Origin of the sequence: Desulfurobacterium indicum, assembly GCF_001968985.1 — a bacterium.
Lineage (GTDB): Bacteria > Aquificota > Aquificia > Desulfurobacteriales > Desulfurobacteriaceae > Desulfurobacterium_A > Desulfurobacterium_A indicum.
In genome coordinates, this window is record NZ_MOEN01000002.1 from 1 (window position 1) to 21,334 (window position 21,334).

Here is a 21,334-nt window from a genome sequence, read left to right on the forward strand (position 1 = left end):
TATTTCCTCTAAGGTTACCTGCGATATTTTGCTTATGGTTGAGGGTGAGTATTTAAGTTCAAACACGCTTTCAAGAGCCTGGGCTACTGCTCTTGCACTCATACCAGAGGCAAACATCCCAAGTATTAAGTCTTCAAGATTGATATCTCTTCTTCTATAAGGTTCTATCAACTTTGTTCTGAATTTTCCCTCTCTATCTCTTGGAATTCTCAGATTTTCAAGCTTACCGATAACAGTATCTAAGTTTCTAACGTAAAAGCCGTTCTTTGTTCCTCCATGTTCTTTAAGAAACACTTCTCTTTCAGCCGTCATGATTGACTCTAAGGTTTGCTTTACCACTTCCTTAACTAGGTCTGGTAAAATCTTCTGTAGTTCCATTTTTGCCTCCTGGGGTTGGTATTTGTGGGGTGTTCCCCAGGAGGTTATCCCATTTCTCAAGCTTACACAAAATATCGTACACTACCGACGGTAACGGCGTTATCTATTACGAGAATGTTTCCGTCATCATCTGCGGCACCGCTGTATCCCGAATATCCTGAATCTGCTCCACCGTACTCTACGGTACAGTTTTCAAGAAGCCCTTCTGTAAGACTGTTTTCAAAAATAATACCTATCCATTGACCTTTTGATTTGTTTACAGTTGTGAATGTTGAATTGTAAGCTTTAAGCCCGCCTGGGTCATTTCCAACATTTATAGAGCTTCCGCCTGCCATCACCACGGTTGTGTCTCTTATTTCAAGGGTTGGTGCGGGTGGGTTTCCGTTATTGTCTATGTAAAGATCACCATTAACATAGTATGGAATACCGACATTTTCCCATGTTCCGTTATCTGTAACTTTCCATCCATCTCCTGAGCCAAGTTGCGTGTTAACTAAAATTCTAAACATTTTGTCTTCAGAGGACTTCAGAGAATGTTTCATCAAGGTTTTAATTTTTACTGCTTTGTTATAATTCTTCCGTTTCAAAGCAAGAGTTTTTAAGGAGAGGCTTATGAAAGATCATCCAATACTTAAAGCGGCAAAAGGAGAGAAAACTGATTACACGCCTATATGGATTATGCGACAGGCGGGTAGATATTCTGCTAAATACAGAGAAATAAGGGCAAAGGCCGGTTCATTTATGGATTTGTGTAGAAATCCTGAACTTGCGGCTGAGGTTACTCTTCTTCCGATAGAGGAGATAGGCGTCGATGCTGCGATTCTTTTTTCTGATATTTTCGTTCCTGTTGAGAAGATGGGTATAAATATAGAGTTTGTTTCTGGAAAAGGTCCTGTCCTTTCTCCGGTCATCAAGACGGTTGAAGATGTGGAAAATTTGAAGATTCCTGTTCCGGAAGATGATTTAGATTATGTTCTTGAAACTATAAGTATAATAAAGAGTAAGTTGACTGATAAGCCGCTTATAGGATTTTCAGGGGCTCCTTTTACGCTTGCAAGTTATATTCTTGAAGGAGGGAGCACCAAAGATTACAGAGCTGCAAAAACAACAATGTGGAATAATTCTAAGTTGTGGCAGGCTCTGATGGATAAGTTAACTGCCGTTGTTATAGAATATTTGTCGTCTCAGATAAATGCCGGTGTTGATCTTGTTCAGATTTTTGATTCGTGGATGGGTGTTCTTTCAGCAGAAGATTATAAAAATTACGTTTTCCCTTATACGAAAAAGATAGTTGATTCTTTAAAAGATAGGCATCCGGATACGCCTGTTATCCATTTTGGGGTGAATAGCTCTCACCTGATAGAGATTAATAACCGGTTAAATATTGATGTTATAGGGCTTGACTGGAGGACGGAAATTCCTTTTGCTCTTGAAAGAACAGATAAGTCAATTCAGGGGAATCTTGATCCCGTTGCTCTTTTTGCTGATGAGAAAATAATAGAGGAAAAGGTGAGGAAAATACTTATAGAAGGTTTAAGAGCAAAAGGCCATATTTTTAATCTCGGTCATGGGATACTTCCTCAGACTGATCCGAAAAAGGCAAAATTTCTTGTTGAAACGGTTCACAGGATAGGAAAAGAAATAAGATAATTCATGAAAGCCCGAAAATCTTTCGGGCTTCTGTTTTTTAGTGATATTGAAAAAATATTAGCTATTATTGTATAATATATCAGCTATTTAAAAACTAACTTTAAAACTTCACTGCAGGAGGGCTTGCGGAATGAAAAAAGGGGACTTCAAAAAACTCCTTTCTGTAGTTTTCCTCCTCGTTCTTGCCGTGGTCTCTTTTTCCTGTTTTTCAAAGAGTGAGAACAAAGAGGAAAAAACTACAACTGAGACGACAACATCAGCTGTTGAGCAGGGACAAAAGGCGGAATCTTCAGGAAAAGATGTCATAGTTATAGGTTATACTTCATCGCAAACGGGTAAATTTGCTACAGAAAGTCGTGAGCAGTCTAATGGTCTTAAACTTTGGGTTAAAGATGTAAATGCTAATGGTGGAATATACGTTAAGGATTTGGGCAAAAAGCTTAAAGTTGTTCTCAAGAGCTATGATGATGAGAGTTCAAAAGATAGGGTTCAACAGCTTTACACAAGGTTGATAAACGAGGATCAGGCAGACTTCCTTATTTCACCTTATTCTTCAGGTCTTACAGCTTCTGCGGCAGTTGTTACCGAGCAGTATGGGAAAATCCTTATTGCAACAGGTGCTGCTTCTGACAAGATCTTTTCTAAGGGTTACGAGTATGTTTATCAGATTTACACACCAGCATCACGTTACTTGACCGATGCTGTGGATATTCTAAAGCAGAAAGATCCTGAGGTTAAAAAGATAGCTATTGTTTATGAAAACTCAAACTTTGCTAAAAGTGTTGCTACAGCTGCTAAAAAGTATGCTGAGGAGAACGGATTCAAGGTTGTTCTTTTCGAAAGTTATGAACCAGGAACTACTGACTTCACATCTATGATTAACAAGATAAAGGCTTCTGGAGCTAAAGCAGTTATTGGCGGTGGTCACTTTACAGATGGTGAAACACTTGCCAAGCAGATTAACGATGCCAAATTGAAAATCGATCTTCTTTCTATCCTTGTTGCTCCTGCTCTTCCAGAGTTTAGTGAAATCGGTAAAGCTGCTCTTTACGTTACTGGTCCTTCCCAGTGGGAATCAAAAGTTAAGTTTTCTAAAGAGACAACACCTTCAGGCTATGAGTTTTTCGGAATTTCAGCAGCTCAGTTTGTAAAAGAGTATAAAAATGCTTACGGAAATGTACCAGGTTATCATGCGGCTGGTGGATATACGGCAGGCCTTGTTCTTGAGAGAGCCATAGAGGACGCCGGAACGCTTAATAGTAATAAAGTTAAAGCAGCTCTTGATAATATGGACATTTACACGCTTTTCGGACATATCAAATTTGATACAGGTGAATACCACGGAAGACAGATAGGTCATACCATGGTTATAATCCAGTGGCTTAATAAGAATGGTAAGTTAAGCAAGGAAATTGTTTATCCTGAAAAAGCAGCAACAGCAAAGATAGTTATTCCTTATTGCTCTAAGTTTTAATTGAGGGGGGCTCCCCCTCTTATTCCCTGATGATCCCTGAAAGGGTGGTTTAGTGTGTTTTTCCACTCTTTTAGAGATTATCAGAGTGGGAGGTTTGCTTTGAACGTTTATGTTGATGCGTTGATTAATGGCGTTTTGCTGGGTCTTATTTATGGCCTTGCTGCCATGGGATTGGCTTTAATCTGGGGAGTGATGAAAGTTATAAATCTGTCTCACGGAGCTTTTATAACGTTAGGAATGTTTTTCTCTTATGTGGTGTTTACTTCCCTTCATTTTCCTCCTTATATTTCAGTTTTTATGGCTATTATTGTTGGATTGCTAGCAGGTGTGATTACTTACTTTACCGCACTTCACAGAGTTCTGAATGCAGGAGAGCTTTCTACACTTCTTTCGACTTATTCTGTTAGTTTAATAATTATTGGTCTTTTAATGTTTGTGTTTGCTACAACTCCGAAAGCCCTTAATCTTGGTATGAATATTTTTACTGCCAAAATGGTAGCTGCAGGTTTTTCTTTTGTTTTTTCTGTTATTCTTTATTATTTCCTTTACAAGACCGATACTGGTATGGCAATTAGAGCTGTTTCTCAGCATCCTGATGCATCAAAGCTTATGGGAATAGATACTGTTAAGATATTGGCTTTTTCTTTTGGCCTTGGTGTTGCTCTTGCAATGGCAGCAGGAACTTTGATTTCGATGATATTCCCTTTTTCTGTTTTATCAGGTGGACTTTATGAACTTAAAAGTTTTGTAATTTGTGTAATTGGAGGATTGGGAAATCCTTTGGGTGCTTTAATTGGTGGCATTGTTCTCGGGATTCTGGAGAATGTATTTGGACTTTTTGTTAATCAAGGGATTGTTCCTTTCATAGAGTTTACGATTCTTATTTTAATTCTTCTTTATAAGCCTCAAGGTCTTCTTGGAGGACACTGATGAAAAAACATCTGGGATTTATAGTTTCCTTGTTAATCATACTTGCCTGTGGCGCTTATCCGATTGTTACCGGTTCTCCTATGGCAAGGGAAGATATGTTTGTTATGTTGAGTTACATAGGTCTGGCTCTTTCTCTTAATGTGTTAATGGGCTTTACAGGTTATGTTTCATTCGGTCATGTCGTATTCTTCGGCATTGGTGGATATATTACGTTTGCTCTCATCTATCACTATGGAATTGGGCTAATTCCGGCTCTTATTGCAGGAGGAATTGTTGCCGCTCTTATAGCGGGACTTCTGGGGATGGCTGTTTTAAATTTAAGAGGTGCTTACTTTGCAATAGCCACCATAGGTATTAATGAAGCGTTTAAGACTTTAATCTCGAACATAGATTACCTTGGCGGTGCTGAAGGTCTTTTCTTTAACCTTAGGAAAGCTTATTCTCCTTATGGGGGTTCTCAAAAGGCACTCTGGTATTCGTTTATCTTGCTTGTTATTGTTACTCTTGCGGCTCTGATTGTTAGCTTTCTGGTTAAGCGTTCAAAGTTTGGATTGGGTCTTTTTTCGATTAGGGAAGATGAAGATGCTGCTAAAGTTTTAGGTATAAATACGAAGCTTTATAAGACAATTGCCTTTATGATTTCTGCATTTTTCCCGGGTATGATAGGCGGTCTTTTCTTTTTTAAAAACGGAAGTATTGATCCGAACAGTGCTTTTCATCTGCTGAAGTCTGTTGAGATGATTTTTATGGTTATGCTTGGAGGAATCGGAACGATATTCGGTCCGGTTGTCGGAGCTCTTACTTACGAGGAAATTCGTTCGTATCTACTTCTCAATCCTGCATTTAAGGATCTTCATCTGGCGATTTCAGGCGTAATTCTTCTTCTTATTGTTCTGTTTATTCCTGATGGTATTGTCGGTTTTTTAAGAAGAAAGATAAAGTTTTTCAAAGAGGTATTTGAGTAGAGGGAGATAAAATGGCGGAAATTATTTTAAAGGTTGAAAATCTGACCAAACGTTTTAAAGGTCTTGTTGCTTTAAATAAGGTGTCTTTTCAGGTAGAAAAAAGAAAAATCCTTGGCATTATAGGGCCTAACGGTGCAGGTAAAACGACACTTTTTAAGTGTATAACGTCTGTTTATAAACCTACTGAAGGTAAGGTTTATTTTAAAGGTCAGGATATTACGGATCTTCCGACGTTTAAGAAGGCAAGACTGGGTATTGCAAGAACGCACCAGATAGTTCGTCCTTTGAAAGAGCTTACGGTTCTTAAAAATGTAATGGTAGGGGCATGTTTTGGTAAACGGTATGCTTCTTTAAAGGAAGCGGAAGAGATCGCGATTGACGTTTTGAAGTTTGTGAAGCTTTATGACAAAAAGGATATTGAGGCTGGGAAGCTTAACGTTCCTCAGAAGAAAAGACTTGAGCTTGCCAGGGCTCTTGCCGGGGAACCGGAACTTCTTCTTCTTGATGAGGTTTTGGCAGGGCTTACTCCCGGTGAAGTTAAAGAGATGGTTGAGATTATAAAAGAGATAAGAAACCTCGGAATAACAATTCTTATGATCGAGCACCTGATGCACGCTATTATGAATGTTTCTGACAGGATAATTGTTCTTGATTACGGTCAAAAGATAGCAGATGGGACACCGGAAGAGGTTGCCAATGATCCTAAAGTAATAGAAGCTTATCTGGGGGATCCCGAGATGGCTCTTAAACTCCTGAAGGAGAAGAGAGATGGCGAATGATATTGTCCTTGAAGTTAAAAATCTTGAAGCTGGATATGATGATGTTCAAGTTTTGTGGGGAGTTAATCTAAAAGTTAGAAGACATTCTCTTACCACTATAATAGGTGCAAACGGTGCAGGTAAAACAACAACACTTAAATCTATCTGTGGACTTCTTAAAAATGTGAGAGGAACGGTAATTTTAAATGGAGAGGATATTTCTGCTCTTCCTACTCATAAGAGAGTGGATAGAGGTCTTGTTATGGTTCCTGAGGGCAGGTGGCTTTTCCCTGAAATGACAGTTCTTGAAAATTTAAGGATGGGTGCTTTCACTAAAAGAGCAAGGGCAAAGAGAGATGAAACATTAGAGTGGGTTTACACACTTTTCCCGAGGTTGAAAGAGAGAGCTAACCAGAAGGCAGGTACGCTTTCAGGCGGTGAGCAGCAGATGGTTGCAATAGGAAGAGGACTCATGGCGTTGCCGGAGGTTCTTATTCTTGATGAACCGAGTCTCGGCCTTGCTCCAAATCTTGTTCTTGATATTTTCAAAATTATTCAGGAACTTAAAAATGAAGGATTAACGGTTTTACTGGTTGAACAGAATGTTCATCTGGGACTTGCAATATCCGATTACGCTTACGTGATGGAAAATGGAAAGATAATTATGGAAGGAACAGGTTCAGAGCTGGAAAATGATCCTAAAGTAAAAGAAGCTTATCTGGGGCTTTGAATTAGAATGAGTATATTCAGAAAGTTTGTTAAAATCTTTGATTTTTCTAAACCGCCTGGTAAATCTTTTCTCTCAAAATATGGAGAAGCTGCCGAAGATTATCTAAGGACTATTCTTTCAAAGTCAGGATATGTCTATTATTTTAATTAATAGGCTTATTCCCGATAAGAAAAATTATAGATGGTTTGGTGAGATAGATGCTGTTATTTACGGAGAGGGCAATGTCTATTGTGTAGAGGTTAAGCGGTATAAGGGAATTATTGATTTTTTGCAAAAGAAAAGAGTAATAACGAAAAAATCTTTAATTTTTAAACGGGAAATAGAAATAGAGTCAGGAGAAATAGATGATTCGAAAATAGTAGTTTATCGAAAGACATACGATTATGAAGATTCGAAAATATATCCGAATCCGATGTTAAGAACAAAATCTCGGATAGAAAAATTGAAAGAATATTTAATCAGCAAAGATAGGCGGTTTGTGAAAGTTGCCTTTATTCCTGTGGTTGCTTTTTGTGATGGAGATTCTGATATATCTAAGATTCACTCGTTCGATAAAGGATTTATTTATGTTTCTGAGATTCTTGATTTTATTAAATTTTGCAAGAATAAGAGGTTCGCTGAAGTATATCAGTCTTGGATAAAAGATGGAATAGAGTCTCTTCCAACGTGGGACTACATTAAGAATACAGAAGGAGAATGGATTTACGGTGAATTAGTGGAAGATGAATTTTCCTGCAAAACGCGGGAGGATGGTATTTACCGGATACCTTACTGTGATGTTAGGGCAATTTTTGTTCACGATTTAGATTCTCATTATCTTTTGGTAGTGAGAAAGCTTGACGGAAGTAGTGAAGAGATTCCTGTAACAAAGGGAAAAGTCAAATTCAACAAATTTGATCGTATTTGCGAGTTTTCTTTAAAACATATAAAAGAGATTTATGTAGGAACAAAAAATTTTAGTTTTGGTTAAACGGTTTGATATTTGACAAATTTTTCGATAATCAGACTCATTATAATTACGAAGAAAACTGTCAGTATTAGTCTTGCTATCATGAATTTAAATCCCAGAAATTGAAGTTCTACCATTTCCTGAGGAATTTTTATACACGCCCATGCCGATAAAAATGCAACGATGCATGAGATTCTTGCTCCTTTTTTAAGAAGCGCCGAAGCCATTGGAAATGCAACATACAGAGGTCCTGTTGGAAGTGTTCCTAAAAGTATGCCTAAAAGGATTGCTTTTAAACCTGCCGTTTCTCCTAAATGTTTTATTATCAGGTCATTAGGAACAAAAACGGCAAAAAGTCCCATAAGTATCATAACGGCAGGAAGTATTGATACCATTTCGAAGAAAAACTTCCAGGAGGTTGTTAAAACAACAGCTCTTTTTGAAGGGAATGTGTAAAGTAAAAAGATAGTTGCGATAATGGTAATAATTAAAGCTATTATGTCTTGTTTAAGCTTCTTTTTGTCTTCTGCCTTGTTCATAGTATTGCTCCCATTATAAGACCTATTATTATGGCAATTATGAAACTAAATCCGTTTCTTAGTAGTGCCAGTTTTTTTCCTAATTCTCTTATTTCAAGGGGAAGTGTGACGATCCCTATCATTGTGAGTGTTGTTATAAAAACAGCAACTGATGTGATAGAGGCTCCACTTTTTAACAGAGATGCAGCAAGAGGAAACGAAATAAGAGAAGGTATGTGGAGTATTGCTCCGACGAAAGCGACGACAATTATTCCTTTGAGTCCTGCTTTTTCACCAACAATTCTGGCAATGGTGACTTTTGGTATGAAACCAAGCATTAATCCGATAATCAGGATAACCATGATTACCATTGGAGCCATTCTTAAAGAAGCTTTAAGTGCTATTTTAAGTGCTTTTTTTGCTTTTTGTCTGTCCTTTTTGAATGCGAAAATGAGGCATAAAAGCGTTAGTCCATTTATTATAAGAGCTGTAGAATTCACGATGCCTCCGATTTTGATTTTCGTTCAGTTTATCAAATTGGGATAGTTTTTTCTTTGATCTGGAGCAAATTATTTAAGAAACTGAATCTGGAAGGAGTTCTTGGGGAAAAGGTGGGAGACTCCCACCTTTCAGTGTCATTTGATAGGAGGTTGGCTAGCAGGAAGTCCCCCTGTAAAGTATTCGAGTTCGGCCAGGGATCTATTATAGTCAGCAATGGCTGAATTTAGCGTTCCTTCGGCTTTCACATAGTAAGCAATGGCATCACAGACTTCCGTGGATGTTCCTACATGTGCCTTGTAACGTTCTTTTGAGTCTCTTAAAAGTTCTTTTGCTTGTTCTACCATAGTTTGAGCAGTTTTTATTCTTGATTCAGCACTTTTAAGTTGTGAAAATGCGGCTATAATTCCAAGCTTGATTTTATCTTTTGCCTGTTTAAGTGTTAAAGATACTTTTTTGCTGTTTTCTTTTGCTTCAAGTGTTCTCCAGTATCTTTGAGTTCCCTCGAATATTGGTATTTGAACAACCAGTGCTCCGAATGTTTCGTCAAATTCTCCTATTCCAGGATACTGGTCTGTTTTTTCGTATCCCATAATAACGGAAATTTTAGGTAAGAATTGAGAATAGGACATTTTAACGCCATAATTAGCTCCTTCTTTCATTTTTCTTAGTGCCATTAAAAGTGGGTTGCTTTGAAAGGCTTTTTCTATGAGTTCTGATTCGTTGTAGTTTACAGGTTTGTAAGAAAGCTTATCCACTTCAATGTTTTCTTCTTGAATGCCGGTGTCTGTTTTTAATTTCTCAAGAGCAACGGTGTAAAAGCTTTTTGCCTTTGTTAATGCTTCCAGAGCTTCTCTGTATTTAACTTCCGCTTCCAGGTAGTCTCTCCTTGCGACTATTCCTTCGTCGTAAAAAGCTTTTGCGTCTCTTAAATGATTTTTTGCTGCCTTTACATAATCTTCTGCAATTTTAACGGCTGTTTTTGCTTCTGATAGGGTGTAATAATCTTTCTTAACCTCTGCTATTACTTTTGCCACACAGTCCTGAAACTTGTAAAATTGAGCGGTTTCTGCGGCTTTTTTAAGTTTTGCGTTGTAAAAAAGGTAGCCTCCCGTAAAGAGAGGCTGGGTTAAAGTAGCCTGGAAGTCGTGGTAGTGCTTCTCCAGTAAAGGAAAGCTTGTTGGAGGGAGCGGTGGAAGCGAAAAACTCATTTCAGGCGCATCAGAATGAGAAAATTTTTTGTATTCAAGGTTTATAGAAGGAAAAAATTTACCTATAGCTTCTCGATATTGATACTGACTTATCTTCTCTTCTTTTCTTGCTATTTTTATTTCCGGATTGTTGGTAATTGCTTTTTCTATAAGCTGACTTAGTGTCAGTCCTTTAGCCATTGACAGTGACGGAATCATCAGCAGTGCTGCTACTACCTTCTTCACTTTTTTCCTCCTTCGGCTTTATGAAAATAGCGGGAATAATTGAGAGAATACCACAAACTGTTGCAAAGAAGAAAACATCTCTGAAAGATATCCAGAAAGCATTTTTTAAGAACAGAAAGCCAAGTATCGCTTTTGCTTTAGCTTCAAGTAGAGGTAAGGGAGTTGAACGGAAATAGTATAAATAAGCTTTTACCTTTGCCATGTAATCTGTTATCTGAGGGGCTGCACTGGATATTCTTTCGGTCATATTTACAGAGTGTCCGTCTTTTGTTGAAGTTAATATAAATGTTGCGAGTGATGTTCCTATGCTGCCTCCCACGAGTCTTAGTAGATTTTGGAGTGCTGAGGACTGTCTCAACATTTCTCCTTTGAAATCGGCAAGAGCTACCTGTGCCAGAGCGGGGAAGAATATTCCCATTCCTATACCCCATGGCAAAAGCAGGAGAATTATCTGCGTTTTTCCCATTACAAGGTCAAGTCTGGACTGTAAATGTGTACCGTAGATAAATATTAAGATTCCAGAAATAATGGCTGTTTTAAGGCTTATCAATTTCTTGTCTATCAAAACTCCTGTAATTAAACTGACAATTCCGGTTAAAAATGCAGGAAAAAACAGAATCTCTCCGGCATCAATTGTAGAGAAACCTCTAAGCCTTTCAAGATATAGCGGAAGCATAAAATAGGATGCATATAGTCCCATTCCGAATAGAACTCTTGAAATGGAGCTGTATGTGAAGAAGTCATACTTAAAAAGTTTCAGGTTTATAAGAGGTGATTTGACCTTTAGTTCCACATAGACAAAAGCTACTGCTGTAATTATGGATGTGTAAAACAGAAGAACAACTTTTTCGCTGTGCCATCCCCAACTGTTGCCTTTGGAAAGTGCTATTAAAAGGGTTGTTAAAGAGATTGAAAGAAGGCTAAATCCTGTTATGTCGAAAAGGTCATCGTGTTCCTCTTCTTTCACGTTTTCAAGGAGTAGTGTAAGGAAATAAACAACCAGAATTCCGGGAATTACATTAACGTAAAATACCCACCGCCAATCCATGTGTTCTGTAAGGTATCCACCTATTGTAGGTCCCAGTGAAGGTCCGAAGGCAGCTCCGATTGCATACATTCCCATGGCGAGTCCTTTTTTATCAGGGGGGAAAATTTCAAACAGAAGCGTTAAGGCCATCGGCACTGCGAGCCCTTCTCCGACACCCTGAATAACTCTTCCCAGAATCATTGATTGTAAGTTAGGAGCAATACCGCAAAGAGCACTCATCGTTGTAAAAAGAGAAATCCCAAGGATGTATGTATTTCTGTGGCCTATTTTTCCGCCGAGCCATCCTACTACCGGCATTGAGACGGCGGATGCTATCATGTATGCGATTATGACCCACTGAACGTCTTCTGTTTTTGCGTCAAAAGCACTCATCATGTGGGGAATGACAATATCAACGATTGTAGTATCAAGGAGTGTCATGAACATTCCCATAACTATTAGAAGACCTATTATCAGCGTCTTTCTATTCATGCTCAATCCTTCCTTATATAAACGGTAACGCTTGTTCCAGGCTTGATGCATACTTTCGGAACGTCTTTCAGTTTTATTTTTACGGGAATTCGCTGTGTAACTTTTGTAAATTCTCCCTGAGATGTGTCTCTCGGGATAAGGGCAAAGGTTGAGCCTGCTGCCGTTCCTATGGAAGTTACTTTCCCTTTGAATGTTTTACCGCATACTTCAAGTTCAGCTTCAGTGTAGGCTCCAACCTTAAAGTTTTTAATGCGGTCTTCTTCTATCCATGCTAACACGTAAAAAGTTTTTGGGTCATATACAGAATATACAGGGAGTCCCGGTGTTACAAAATCTCCGTTTTCTCTCCACTTTTTAGCTACTACGCCGTTTATTGGTGATTTTACAAGTGTATGTGACAGAAGAATTTTTGCCTTTCCAAGTTCTGCTTTTGTTGCTTCAATTTCTTTCTCAAGGGCCTTTATAGAGTTTTTAAGTTCATCTATTGATTTTAAAGTTGCTTTTGCAACCGTTATCTGTTTCCTTGTGGCTGCGATTTTTGCTTCGAGAGCTTTTCTCTCTTTTCTTACAATGGAAACGTTGTTTATCAGTGATTTAGCTTCTTTCAGTCCTTCCTGTGCGTTTTTAAGTTCTGCCAGAGCTTTCTGGTATTTAAATTGTGCTGCGCTGTAGGCACTTTCGATTTCTTCAAACTGCTGTTTTGAGATTATGCCTTTTTTGTAAAGCTCTTTGAATCTTTTATACTGATTTTCCCATCTTTTAAGATCTGTTTTAGCAGCTTCAACACCTTTTTCTGCAGCTTCAACACCGCTTTTTGCCTTTTCAACACCAGCTTTATAGTTAATGAATGCCATTGCTTCCTTATTTTGAAGCATGGAGAGTTGTTGCAGTTCGGCTTTTAGCTTGTCTTGAGCCATTTTGACCTGTTGGGGAATTTGCACTTTTATCTGAGATAGTTTATTTTCAAGAGACTTTTTCTTGAATTTAAGAGCGTCCAGTTTTTCTTTCAGCATTTTTACCTGTTTTTTGTAGAGAGCATCATCTACTTTAAAGAGAGGTTCTCCTTTTCTTACATTCTGGTATTCCTTCACGAACAGCTTTTTGATGTTTCCTGATACATCTTCTGTGGATACTGTTACTATATTTGCTTTTTGAAAGGCGTCTTCAGAGATTACGTAAATGTGACGAAGATAAAAGTAGTGTCCCAACCAGATTGTTGCACCAATTGCTATTAAAAGTCCTGCTGCTGAAAAAATCTTTTTTCTGTCCATTGCCTTTCCTCTCCGTAATGAATAATGAATCACCGTTCATCATAAAATTTATCATAAGCGGTGGAAAAATCAACCGGTTTTACTTGAATTTTTATTTATTTTTTCAATATTCTGGATTAGTGATAATAATGAGTTTATGTTACAATAAAATAAAATCAAAACCTATGGAGGTAGTCAGATGAAAAGGGTGAAAAAGCTTTATTTAACCTTGCTTGCCCTGCTTGTTGCTTTTGTTTCGTTCCTTCCGGTAAAGGCTGGAACGCTTGATAAGATAAAGCAACGTGGATACATGATCGTGGGTGTTAAGTATGACTTTAAGCCTTTTGGATTTGTAAATGAGAAAGGTGAGGTTGTAGGATTTGATGTTGATCTTGTTAAGTACATTGCTAAAAAGCTTGGAGTTAAGCTTAAACTTGTTCAGGTTACATCTAAAACGAGAATTCCGATGCTTGAAAGTGGAACTGTTGATCTTGTTGCTGCTTCAATGACTCATAAAAGGAAAAGGGATCTTCCTATAGACTTTACTATTAGCTACTACTTTGATGGTCAGGCTATTTTAGCAAGGAGTGACTGCACTGCAAAAAGCTATAAGGACTTTGCGGGTAAGAGAGTTGCTGCAATTCAAGGTGCCACAAGCGGTCCGAACTTTAAAAAGGTTCAACCGAAAGCCCAAATTGTTTACTTCCAGGAGTATCCTCAGGCTCTTATGGCTTTGATGAAAGGGAAGGTGGATGCTATTACAACCGATTATACCTGGTGTGCTACTCAAGCAAAAGATTCTCACGGAAGACTTAAGGTTATAGGTGAACCGTTCACTTATGAACCTTACGGTATGGGTGTTAGAGAGAACGACAGTGACTTTAGAGATGCCATTAACTTTGCCATTCAGGATGCTGTTATGGATGGCACTTATGCTAAAATCTATAAAAAATGGTTCGGTAAGGAGCCTACAAGACTTCCTGAAGTATGGCCTAAGTAATAGAGGTTTGTTGAATGATTGTTGATTTGTTGATTGAGTTTAGAAACTTAATAATCCAAGGATTTTTAACTACGGTAAAGCTATCCCTTATTGGGATAGCTTTATCTACCATCTGGGGATTTATCATAGGTTTTTTCAGAAATTCCCGTTCGGAATGGTTGAGAATTTTCGGTTATTACTACGTTGAACTTTTCAGGAACATACCTCTTATCGTTCAGATTTTCTTTATCTACTTTTCCTTTAACATTGTTGATGTTTTTCCGGTCTTGAAAGTTGTAGCTAAAGTTCTTCATGTAGAAGATCCAAACGCTTTTTTCTCTGCTTTAATAGCTCTTGTTCTTTACACTTCTGCCTACATTTCTGAAGTTGTAAGGTCGGGACTTAACGCTATTCCCTATTCTCAGATAGAAGCAGCGATGAGTCTCGGTTTTACAAGACTTCAAACAATAATGTATGTTATCATTCCGGAACTTTTCCTCGTTATTATTCCAGCTCTTACCAATCAGTATCTTAACCTTATAAAAAACTCTTCGCTGGCCATGACAATAGGTGTTGCAGAGTTAACTTTTGTTACGCAGCAAATAGATGCAGAGACATTCAGAGGTTTTGAAGCGGCAACCATAGTGACGATACTTTACATATTTTTGACGCTTACAACGTCGCTTATTATGAGTCTTGTTAATAGGTGGGTTTCTAAAAATGGCAGGCGCGTATTTGCATGAAAACAAGAGAAAAGAACGCCTAATTCATTTAGGTTCTATGTTAATACTTGCGGTGTTGATGTTTTTTTACTTTAAACATCTTAATCTCAAACCGGTTTTAACAAAGGATAATATTCGTTTTCTGTTGCTTGGAATGCCCGATCAAATAGGTGGTTTGGCTCTTACTATTTTGATGACCGTTATTCTCATTCCAGTTACGCTCGTCTGGGGTGCTGTTCTTGCCGTTATGAGAAATTCTAAATTCTTTAAATGGTTTGCCACTGTCTATATTGAAATCGTAAGGGCGACACCTTTAATAATGGTGATTTTCTGGGTTTATTTTGCCATTCCTATCTTTGTTAAAAGTGTGACAGGGGAAGATATATCTGTTCAACCGGTAATTGCTGCTCTGATCGCCTTTTCTATATTTACTTCTGCTTATATTGCAGAAATTGTAAGGAGCGGTCTTAATTCAATTTCAAAAGGGATAAAAGAAGCCGGAGAGAGCCTGGGTTTTACCAAATTCCAGATCTATTTCTATATCATTATGCCTCTTGTTATTAAGAGGATGCTTCCTGCCTTGATTTCCCAATATATTGCGATGTTTAAGGATACTTCACTTGCCTATATTATCGGTGTTATAGAGTTTTTCCGTGCTGCGACGATTTTAAATAACCGTCTCTTCCTCAGTATGGAAATTTTTACGATTGTTGCTATTGTTTACTTTATTATTGCCTTTACCATGAGCAGATTTGCCAGATATCTTGAGGTTAAGTGGAGGAAGCAGTTAAGTGACTAAGGAGAACGTAATGGAAGAAAAAATTATAGAGTTTATTCATGTCGGTAAGTACTTTGGTGATTTCAAAGTTCTTGATGATATAAATTTTGATGTAAAAAAGTCTGAAATTATAGTGATATGCGGCCCAAGTGGGAGCGGTAAATCAACGATGATTCGCTGTATAAACAGGCTTGAAGAGATAGACGAGGGTAAAATTCTGTTTCACGGTAAAGATATAAGAGATATTAAGCCTATAGAATTAAGAAAGAAGATAGGTATGGTTTTTCAGCACTTTAATTTGTTCCCACATTTGACTGTTCTTGAGAATGTGATGCTTCCACTTGTTAAGGTTCAGAAGAAAAAGAAGAAAGAGGCAGAGCAGATAGCTGTTGAAACCCTTGAGCGGGTCAGAATGGGGGATCAGCTTCACAAGTATCCGAGCGAGCTTTCGGGAGGTCAGAAGCAGAGAGTTGCTATAGCCAGAGTGCTTGCCATGAAGCCGGAAGTTATGCTTTTCGATGAGCCTACTTCTGCGCTTGATCCTGAGATGGTGAATGAAGTTCTTGATGTTATGAAAGGACTTGCCAGAGAAGATATTACCATCCTTTGTGTTACTCATGAGATGGGTTTTGCAAGGGAAGTTGCTGATAGAATAATTTTTATGGATAAAGGTAAAATAGTGGAAAATACAGACGTGGAGACATTTTTCAAACACACGGATAATCCGCGGATAAAAGAGTTTCTCTCGAAGATAATGTAAAGAATGTAGAGTTTGTAAATTATCAAGTCGGGATATAGATTACCTTTAACACTTTTAAATTTTTGGAGGAAATATGTCTGAAGTAATCAAAAAAGCAGCTGAGCTTGCTGACGCTATCGCTAAGTCAGACGAGCTTAAAAACCTTAGAAGTGCAGAGCAAGAACTCCTTGCCGATCCTGAAGCAATGGAACTTTACAATGAGTTTCAGAGACTTCAGCAGATGGCTCAAATGGCCGGGACTCCAGAAGTAATGCAACAGCTTGAGGAAGCTTACAAGAAATTTGCTGAGAATGAAAAGGCAAAAGCTTTTCTTGAAGCTAACCAGCAATTTGGAGCTATGCTTGAGACTATAAATAAAATGCTTCAAGAAGCTATTGAAGGTCCTAAGCAACACGGAAGTTGTGGAAGCTGCGGTGGTTGTGGCGTCTAATTTCTTATTTGAATTGATTACAGTAAGGCCCCGAATTTTCGGGGCCTTATTATTTTGATAAGAAACTCTTTAAAATTTCGTAATTTTTTTGTAGTTTTTCTATTTCTATATACTCGTTTTTCTGGTGTGCCTGGGAAGGTTGTCCAGGGCCGAAATTAACAGCATCTATTCCCCACTGGGAAAACCTCGCTACATCTGTCCATGCCTGTTTAGGTTCCACCTGTAAGTTGTGGCTTTTTATAAAATTTTCAAGGATTGGATTATCAAGGCATACTCTTCCTGAAGGTGACAAATCTCTCCACTCCAGTTCGTCAACTCCAGCTTCTTTTCCTAATTTTTCCAGATCTTTTACCGCTTCATCTAACGTTTTTGATGGTGAAAATCTGTAGTTCACATTAACGGTAAAGCTGTCTGGAATAATATTTCTAGCACCTGTGAAATCCACCATTGTTGCGTTCATTACTTCTTGGTATATTAGCCCGTGGAATTCGTATTTTTCAGGTTTCTTTTCAGACAGAATTTTAAGTAGCTTCCATCCCTTGTGAATAGCATTTTCTCCCTGCCACGGTCTTGCAGAGTGGGCTCTCTTTCCTTTAAATGTCATTCCGCAGTGGATTACTCCCAGACAACCTACCTGAACAGCGTTGTTGGTAGGTTCAAGGATTATTGCAAGGTTTATTTTCTCAATGAGATGTTTGTATTTCTCATATAAAGGAATTAATCCGCTTTCAAGGTAAGGACCTTCTTCTTTTTCATAAAATATGTATACCATGTTGTATGGTGTTTTTAGATTTTCTTTTCCTGAATCTTCAATGATTTTCAATATCACTGCATCTCCGCCCTTCATGTCACTGGCACCGAGGCCATAAAGTTTCCCGTCGATAATTTTTCCAGTAAATTCGTTTGTTCCAGGAACAGTATCAAGGTGTCCCACTAAGGCTATTGTCGGTTTTTCGTCGTTGATTTCCGTATGTGCAATAATTGTGTTTGAAACTCTTCCTACTTTAAGAGAAGGGTTGTTTTCTTTTATGAAATTTTCTGTAAAGTCGGCGATTTCTTTTTCATTTCCGTATGTTGAGGGAATATTTATCAGTTCTTTAAGTATTTCTAAAAGTTTCATCTGTCACCTCTCATCTTTTGATTATTTGAATATAGCTCTTTCTACTTGTTTTACCCTTTTCATAGTTTATCTTTTATCTTATGAGTGTAAAGCGATTTGAGGAAAAGTTAAAAGCAGTTCCTGATCTTCCCGGTGTCTATATGTTTTATGATGATGACGGTAAGGTTGTTTATGTTGGAAAGGCGCGTTCTTTGAAAAAGCGCATAGCTTCTCATTTGAAAGCTACGGATCCTTCCGATAAGAGTTACAGGATTGTAAAGGCTTCTTCTGATTTTGATTTCGTAGTTGTCAGGAATGAACGGGAAGCACTGGCTCTGGAAGCGGAACTTATAAAAAAGCACCTTCCTAAATTCAATGTTCTTATGAAGGATGATAAAAGTTATCCTTTCCTTCTGATTACCGATGAATCTTTTCCTTCTGTAAGGCTTGTTAGAAAGACGGATAAACTTTCGGGCCGCCGCTTCGGTCCGTTTATACCGGCAAAGAATGCACGTTTAACCATGGATTTAATTCACAGACTTTTCAGGCTCAGGAAATGTAAAGAGCTTAAAAAACGAGATCGGCCGTGTATTCAGTATCATATGGAAAGATGTTGTGCACCGTGTTGTAGATATGTTTCTAAAAGAGAGTATATGGAGCAGGTAAGTGGTGCAATATCCTTTCTGGAGGGAAACGTTAAATCTTACCTTCAACGGTTATATGAGCATATAGAGGATCTGGCTCAGAGGCAGGAATTTGAAAGGGCAGCTTTCCTTAGGGATCAGTTTGTTGCGATAAAAAATCTTTATGAAAAATATGCCGTTTTTATGGATGAGTATAAGGATTGTGATATTTTTTATCTTGAAGAGAAGGCTGGCCTTTTTGAAGGTATTCATATTATTGTTCGTCACGGTATTATAATGGGGAGGGAAACTTTCTCATTTGATCCATTTGAGCCCTGGGATACTGATACTGTGAGGGAACTTTTTTCCGACACTACTGCCGGGATTGATGTTATAGGTTCTATATGGCTCAGGAACTATTTCGAAAGTAGAGGAATTCCTCCTCATGTTTTTGCAAATTTTGTTCCTTCCGGACTTTCCATTAATGTGAAGCCGATACCAGAAGAGATGTTGAAGATTGTGTTTCAGAATAAGAAAAAGAGAGACAAAATTTACCTGAATATAGATTTTGAGGCTTTATCGGCAGAATACGAGTCTGTTTTTATGGATTCTTTTCCTGAGAGGGTGGAAGTCTTTGATATTTCAACTCTTCAGGGAGAAGCTACCGTCGCTTCTTGCATTGTCTGGGAAAAAGGAAGATTTGTTAAAGACGATTATAGACGTTACAGGATAAAAACGGTAAAAGGTGTTAATGATTATGCCTCTATGGAGGAGGTTTTAACACGTCGTTTTCGCTCCATAAAGGATAAAAAAGTGAAAATGCCTTCACTTATACTTATAGATGGAGGTATCGGTCAACTTAATGTAGCTATTAAAATTAGAGAGCTTTTTGGTTTTTCTTTCAGGGTTTTTTCCATAGCCAAAAGAGAGGAGATAATTTATACTGATGAAGGAGAGGTTGTTGAAACAAAGAAGTATCCTTACCTGTTTAGATTTTTTACTGTTTTGAGAGATGAGGCTCACAGGTTTGCAATCACTTATAATAGATATTTGAGGAGTAAAAAACTCAGGAAGAGTATTTTTGATGATGTGAAAGGTCTGGGAATGAAGAGGAGAAGAATAATAGAGAAATTCTATCCGGATGTTAAAGAACTTGCTACAGTTACGGTTGATGAGCTGAGGCAGATTGGTATTCCGGAGAAGGTTGCTGTTCAATTGATAAAGAGAGTTAAAGAAGTTTATGGAGAATGAAGGAGGAAAATATGGAAATACTCTGGGCTCCATGGAGGTTGTCTTACGTTCAGAAAGTCACGGAGAGTAAAGGTAGCGGTTGCTTTATATGCGATGCTTTTAACGATAGTCCTGAAAATGATAAAAAAAATCTTCTTCTCCACAGAGGTAAAAAAGCTCTGGTTATTTTGAATAGATTTCCGTATAACACTGCGCATCTTATGATATGTCCTGTTCGGCATACCGGGGATTTTGAAACCCTGCTTCCTGAGGAAATGGCGGAGATTGACGAACTTTTGAAAAAATCGATAAGAGTGATAAGGAGAGCTTACAATCCTGATGGTTTTAATGTGGGCCTTAATCTCGGGAAACCTTCCGGAGGAAGCCACGATACACACATTCATTATCATATCGTTCCGAGGTGGAACGGGGATACAAATTTTATGCCGATAATAGGTGGTGTTAAGGTTATTCCACAGTCTCTTGAGGAGACTTACGACATACTGAAAAAATTCTGGAGTGATAATGATTAATCCTTTCAGCTGGCTCGGGAAAAAGGGTAAGAGAATAGATAGAAGGGTGGAAAGTTTCCTTAAAAATCTTTCTATAAACAGAATTGACACATTAAAAGAACTGCCTGATCTTGATATTGACAAACCGTTTAACGCTTATGTTACGCTTGCTATTCTACTGAGAGAAAAAGGGGAATTCCACAAGGCTATAAAACTGCTTGAGAATCTGCTCTCCGGGGAACTTTCGGTAGATGATGAAAAGCTTGTAATACTTAACCTTGCTATTACGTATAAGCTGGCCGGATTTGTTGATAGGGCAGAACAAATTATAAGAGAAGGTATAGAGAGATTTCCTGCAGAAGGGTATTTTTACTATGAGCTTGCCAAGCTGAAGCAGATGTATAATGATTGGGAAGAGGCAGTTAAGAACTTTGAAATTGCAAACGGACTTAACGGCATATTTCAAGAAGAGCTTTTTTACACGAAACTTTTCTATATAAATAAGCTTCTTGACAGCGGAAAGATAGACAAGGCATTTAAGGTTATGAAAACTCTTAAAAATATTCTGTTAGTTCCCTTTTTCTACTATACGCTGGCAAGGATCTACTTTGAAATAGGTGATAGTGATAGAGCTTACAGGAATGTTGTTACGGGCATGAGACTTTCTGAAAAGCAATCCGACATGTTTTTAAAGCTACTTGAGAAGTATCAGAGCCTTGATGTGGAGGAGCTTGAAAGACTTATAGATAAAGTTGGACTTATCTATCCTGTTGCACTTAGATATGTGGAGCTTCTTTCAGGAAGAGGTGATGATGAAAAGGCTCTGGAAGTTATTAATAAGGTTGCTGAAAAATATCCTCTTAAAGCAGAAGTTAAAGAACATCAGCTCAGACTTATGTGGAAACTTGGTAAGAGAAAACAGGTTGTAGATGTTATCGTTTCATCTCTTGAAAGGCTTAAAAAAGAGAGAAAAAAATACGTTTGTGAAAATTGCGGTTACAAAACGGATACTTTTGATTGGTGTTGTCCAAAGTGTAAATCCTGGGAAACCTTGAGGCTGGATATAGATTGATATGAGGGATAGGGTAAGATCTTTTTTTCATTCGCTTTTAAGGGGTAGGCTCCACTACTTTATCAGGTTTTGTT

24 protein-coding genes are annotated in these 21,334 nt (G+C 38.0%); 16 read left to right on the plus strand and 8 right to left on the minus strand.

Annotated features, from left to right (window positions below; genetic code table 11):
* Together BLW93_RS00655 and BLW93_RS00660 are read right to left on the minus strand one after the other, a co-directional pair.
* Nucleotides 1-438 (minus strand): transposase (locus BLW93_RS00655; RefSeq protein WP_245791970.1); only part of this gene is annotated, 438 nt, incomplete at its 3' end.
* Between the two features lie 2 nt (nucleotides 439-440).
* Complete coding sequence (locus BLW93_RS00660; protein WP_144443970.1) at nucleotides 441-887, minus strand: hypothetical protein; 447 nt, start codon at nucleotides 885-887, stop codon at nucleotides 441-443.
* A gap of 103 nt (nucleotides 888-990) precedes the next feature.
* Here BLW93_RS00660 and hemE point away from each other — a divergent pair, with 103 nt between their 5' ends.
* The 8 genes from hemE to BLW93_RS00695 all read left to right on the plus strand — a co-directional run bounded on the left by hemE (nucleotide 991) and on the right by BLW93_RS00695 (nucleotide 7,855).
* Entirely contained in the window at nucleotides 991-2,028 is a 1,038-nt protein-coding gene (gene hemE / locus BLW93_RS00665; protein ID WP_076712185.1) for a uroporphyrinogen decarboxylase, read from the plus strand.
* Between the two features lie 130 nt (nucleotides 2,029-2,158).
* Entirely contained in the window at nucleotides 2,159-3,502 is a 1,344-nt protein-coding gene (locus BLW93_RS00670; protein WP_076712186.1) for an amino acid ABC transporter substrate-binding protein, read from the plus strand.
* 99 nt (nucleotides 3,503-3,601) lie between these two features.
* Nucleotides 3,602-4,432, plus strand: coding sequence for a branched-chain amino acid ABC transporter permease (locus BLW93_RS00675; protein ID WP_076712187.1), 831 nt, complete (start codon nucleotides 3,602-3,604; stop codon nucleotides 4,430-4,432).
* A complete protein-coding gene (locus BLW93_RS00680) occupies nucleotides 4,432-5,397 on the plus strand; it encodes a branched-chain amino acid ABC transporter permease (RefSeq protein WP_076712188.1) in 966 nt (321 codons plus the stop codon). The genes BLW93_RS00675 and BLW93_RS00680 overlap by 1 nt, the downstream gene beginning before the upstream one ends.
* A gap of 11 nt (nucleotides 5,398-5,408) precedes the next feature.
* Nucleotides 5,409-6,176, plus strand: a complete 768-nt coding sequence (locus tag BLW93_RS00685; protein ID WP_076712189.1) for an ABC transporter ATP-binding protein — start codon at nucleotides 5,409-5,411, stop codon at nucleotides 6,174-6,176.
* The gene (locus BLW93_RS00690) at nucleotides 6,166-6,885 is read left to right on the plus strand and encodes an ABC transporter ATP-binding protein (protein WP_076712190.1); all 720 of its coding nucleotides are present in this window, start codon (nucleotides 6,166-6,168) and stop codon (nucleotides 6,883-6,885) included. The genes BLW93_RS00685 and BLW93_RS00690 overlap by 11 nt, the downstream gene beginning before the upstream one ends.
* Before the next feature lie 6 nt (nucleotides 6,886-6,891).
* Entirely contained in the window at nucleotides 6,892-7,035 is a 144-nt protein-coding gene (locus BLW93_RS08785; RefSeq protein WP_158025364.1) for a hypothetical protein, read from the plus strand.
* On the plus strand, nucleotides 7,016-7,855 hold the full coding sequence (locus BLW93_RS00695) for a nuclease-related domain-containing protein (protein WP_076712191.1): 840 nt from the start codon (nucleotides 7,016-7,018) through the stop codon (nucleotides 7,853-7,855). Before BLW93_RS08785 ends, BLW93_RS00695 begins: the two co-directional genes overlap by 20 nt.
* On the opposite strand, the gene BLW93_RS00700 is transcribed toward BLW93_RS00695, so the two are convergent.
* The 5 genes from BLW93_RS00700 to BLW93_RS00720 all read right to left on the minus strand — a co-directional run bounded on the left by BLW93_RS00700 (nucleotide 7,852) and on the right by BLW93_RS00720 (nucleotide 13,076).
* On the minus strand, nucleotides 7,852-8,373 hold the full coding sequence (locus tag BLW93_RS00700) for a permease (RefSeq protein WP_076712192.1): 522 nt from the start codon (nucleotides 8,371-8,373) through the stop codon (nucleotides 7,852-7,854). The genes BLW93_RS00695 and BLW93_RS00700 overlap by 4 nt on opposite strands.
* Nucleotides 8,370-8,852, minus strand: coding sequence for a permease (locus BLW93_RS00705; protein ID WP_076712193.1), 483 nt, complete (start codon nucleotides 8,850-8,852; stop codon nucleotides 8,370-8,372). The genes BLW93_RS00700 and BLW93_RS00705 overlap by 4 nt, the downstream gene beginning before the upstream one ends.
* Before the next feature lie 135 nt (nucleotides 8,853-8,987).
* On the minus strand, nucleotides 8,988-10,286 hold the full coding sequence (locus tag BLW93_RS00710; RefSeq protein WP_144443971.1) for a TolC family protein: 1,299 nt from the start codon (nucleotides 10,284-10,286) through the stop codon (nucleotides 8,988-8,990).
* Entirely contained in the window at nucleotides 10,234-11,805 is a 1,572-nt protein-coding gene (locus BLW93_RS00715; RefSeq protein WP_076712195.1) for a DHA2 family efflux MFS transporter permease subunit, read from the minus strand. The genes BLW93_RS00710 and BLW93_RS00715 overlap by 53 nt, the downstream gene beginning before the upstream one ends.
* 2 nt (nucleotides 11,806-11,807) lie before the next feature.
* Complete coding sequence (locus tag BLW93_RS00720) at nucleotides 11,808-13,076, minus strand: HlyD family secretion protein (protein WP_076712196.1); 1,269 nt, start codon at nucleotides 13,074-13,076, stop codon at nucleotides 11,808-11,810.
* A 178-nt stretch (nucleotides 13,077-13,254) separates the two neighbouring features.
* On the opposite strand from BLW93_RS00720, the gene BLW93_RS00725 reads away from it, so the two are divergent.
* The 5 genes from BLW93_RS00725 to BLW93_RS00745 all read left to right on the plus strand — a co-directional run bounded on the left by BLW93_RS00725 (nucleotide 13,255) and on the right by BLW93_RS00745 (nucleotide 16,724).
* A complete protein-coding gene (locus BLW93_RS00725; protein ID WP_076712197.1) occupies nucleotides 13,255-14,055 on the plus strand; it encodes a transporter substrate-binding domain-containing protein in 801 nt (266 codons plus the stop codon).
* 14 nt (nucleotides 14,056-14,069) lie between these two features.
* A complete protein-coding gene (locus tag BLW93_RS00730) occupies nucleotides 14,070-14,777 on the plus strand; it encodes an amino acid ABC transporter permease (protein WP_076712198.1) in 708 nt (235 codons plus the stop codon).
* A 58-nt stretch (nucleotides 14,778-14,835) separates the two neighbouring features.
* Entirely contained in the window at nucleotides 14,836-15,555 is a 720-nt protein-coding gene (locus BLW93_RS00735; protein WP_216818645.1) for an amino acid ABC transporter permease, read from the plus strand.
* A gap of 10 nt (nucleotides 15,556-15,565) precedes the next feature.
* Entirely contained in the window at nucleotides 15,566-16,294 is a 729-nt protein-coding gene (locus BLW93_RS00740; RefSeq protein ID WP_144443972.1) for an amino acid ABC transporter ATP-binding protein, read from the plus strand.
* A gap of 73 nt (nucleotides 16,295-16,367) precedes the next feature.
* Nucleotides 16,368-16,724 (plus strand): YlbF/YmcA family competence regulator, encoded by a 357-nt coding sequence (locus tag BLW93_RS00745; RefSeq protein ID WP_076712201.1) that lies wholly within the window; start codon nucleotides 16,368-16,370, stop codon nucleotides 16,722-16,724.
* A gap of 49 nt (nucleotides 16,725-16,773) precedes the next feature.
* On the opposite strand, the gene dapE is transcribed toward BLW93_RS00745, so the two are convergent.
* On the minus strand, nucleotides 16,774-17,844 hold the full coding sequence (dapE, locus tag BLW93_RS00750; RefSeq protein WP_076712202.1) for a succinyl-diaminopimelate desuccinylase: 1,071 nt from the start codon (nucleotides 17,842-17,844) through the stop codon (nucleotides 16,774-16,776).
* 80 nt (nucleotides 17,845-17,924) lie between these two features.
* On the opposite strand from dapE, the gene BLW93_RS00755 reads away from it, so the two are divergent.
* The 3 genes from BLW93_RS00755 to BLW93_RS00765 are packed head-to-tail and all read left to right on the plus strand — an operon-like array spanning nucleotide 17,925 to nucleotide 21,260.
* The gene (locus BLW93_RS00755) at nucleotides 17,925-19,697 is read left to right on the plus strand and encodes an excinuclease ABC subunit UvrC (RefSeq protein WP_076712203.1); all 1,773 of its coding nucleotides are present in this window, start codon (nucleotides 17,925-17,927) and stop codon (nucleotides 19,695-19,697) included.
* A gap of 11 nt (nucleotides 19,698-19,708) precedes the next feature.
* Nucleotides 19,709-20,209 (plus strand): HIT family protein, encoded by a 501-nt coding sequence (locus BLW93_RS00760; protein WP_076712204.1) that lies wholly within the window; start codon nucleotides 19,709-19,711, stop codon nucleotides 20,207-20,209.
* Complete coding sequence (locus BLW93_RS00765; RefSeq protein WP_076712205.1) at nucleotides 20,202-21,260, plus strand: hypothetical protein; 1,059 nt, start codon at nucleotides 20,202-20,204, stop codon at nucleotides 21,258-21,260. Before BLW93_RS00760 ends, BLW93_RS00765 begins: the two co-directional genes overlap by 8 nt.
* Nucleotides 21,261-21,334: the final 74 nt, after the last annotated feature.

Coding starts and splice junctions, on each gene's coding strand:
- BLW93_RS00660 (WP_144443970.1), bottom strand. CDS start 887: ATGTTTAGAATTTTAGTTAACACGCAACTTGGCTCAGGAGATGGATGG.
- BLW93_RS00700 (WP_076712192.1), bottom strand. CDS start 8,373: ATGAACAAGGCAGAAGACAAAAAGAAGCTTAAACAAGACATAATAGCT.
- BLW93_RS08785 (WP_158025364.1), top strand. CDS start 6,892: ATGAGTATATTCAGAAAGTTTGTTAAAATCTTTGATTTTTCTAAACCG.
- BLW93_RS00765 (WP_076712205.1), top strand. CDS start 20,202: ATGATTAATCCTTTCAGCTGGCTCGGGAAAAAGGGTAAGAGAATAGAT.
- BLW93_RS00690 (WP_076712190.1), top strand. CDS start 6,166: ATGGCGAATGATATTGTCCTTGAAGTTAAAAATCTTGAAGCTGGATAT.
- dapE (WP_076712202.1), bottom strand. CDS start 17,844: ATGAAACTTTTAGAAATACTTAAAGAACTGATAAATATTCCCTCAACA.
- BLW93_RS00735 (WP_216818645.1), top strand. CDS start 14,836: ATGTTTTTTTACTTTAAACATCTTAATCTCAAACCGGTTTTAACAAAG.
- BLW93_RS00685 (WP_076712189.1), top strand. CDS start 5,409: ATGGCGGAAATTATTTTAAAGGTTGAAAATCTGACCAAACGTTTTAAA.
- BLW93_RS00745 (WP_076712201.1), top strand. CDS start 16,368: ATGTCTGAAGTAATCAAAAAAGCAGCTGAGCTTGCTGACGCTATCGCT.
- BLW93_RS00725 (WP_076712197.1), top strand. CDS start 13,255: ATGAAAAGGGTGAAAAAGCTTTATTTAACCTTGCTTGCCCTGCTTGTT.
- BLW93_RS00755 (WP_076712203.1), top strand. CDS start 17,925: ATGAGTGTAAAGCGATTTGAGGAAAAGTTAAAAGCAGTTCCTGATCTT.
- BLW93_RS00695 (WP_076712191.1), top strand. CDS start 7,016: ATGTCTATTATTTTAATTAATAGGCTTATTCCCGATAAGAAAAATTAT.
- BLW93_RS00680 (WP_076712188.1), top strand. CDS start 4,432: ATGAAAAAACATCTGGGATTTATAGTTTCCTTGTTAATCATACTTGCC.
- BLW93_RS00720 (WP_076712196.1), bottom strand. CDS start 13,076: ATGGACAGAAAAAAGATTTTTTCAGCAGCAGGACTTTTAATAGCAATT.
- BLW93_RS00670 (WP_076712186.1), top strand. CDS start 2,159: ATGAAAAAAGGGGACTTCAAAAAACTCCTTTCTGTAGTTTTCCTCCTC.
- BLW93_RS00730 (WP_076712198.1), top strand. CDS start 14,070: ATGATTGTTGATTTGTTGATTGAGTTTAGAAACTTAATAATCCAAGGA.
- BLW93_RS00715 (WP_076712195.1), bottom strand. CDS start 11,805: ATGAATAGAAAGACGCTGATAATAGGTCTTCTAATAGTTATGGGAATG.
- hemE (WP_076712185.1), top strand. CDS start 991: ATGAAAGATCATCCAATACTTAAAGCGGCAAAAGGAGAGAAAACTGAT.
- BLW93_RS00740 (WP_144443972.1), top strand. CDS start 15,566: ATGGAAGAAAAAATTATAGAGTTTATTCATGTCGGTAAGTACTTTGGT.
- BLW93_RS00760 (WP_076712204.1), top strand. CDS start 19,709: ATGGAAATACTCTGGGCTCCATGGAGGTTGTCTTACGTTCAGAAAGTC.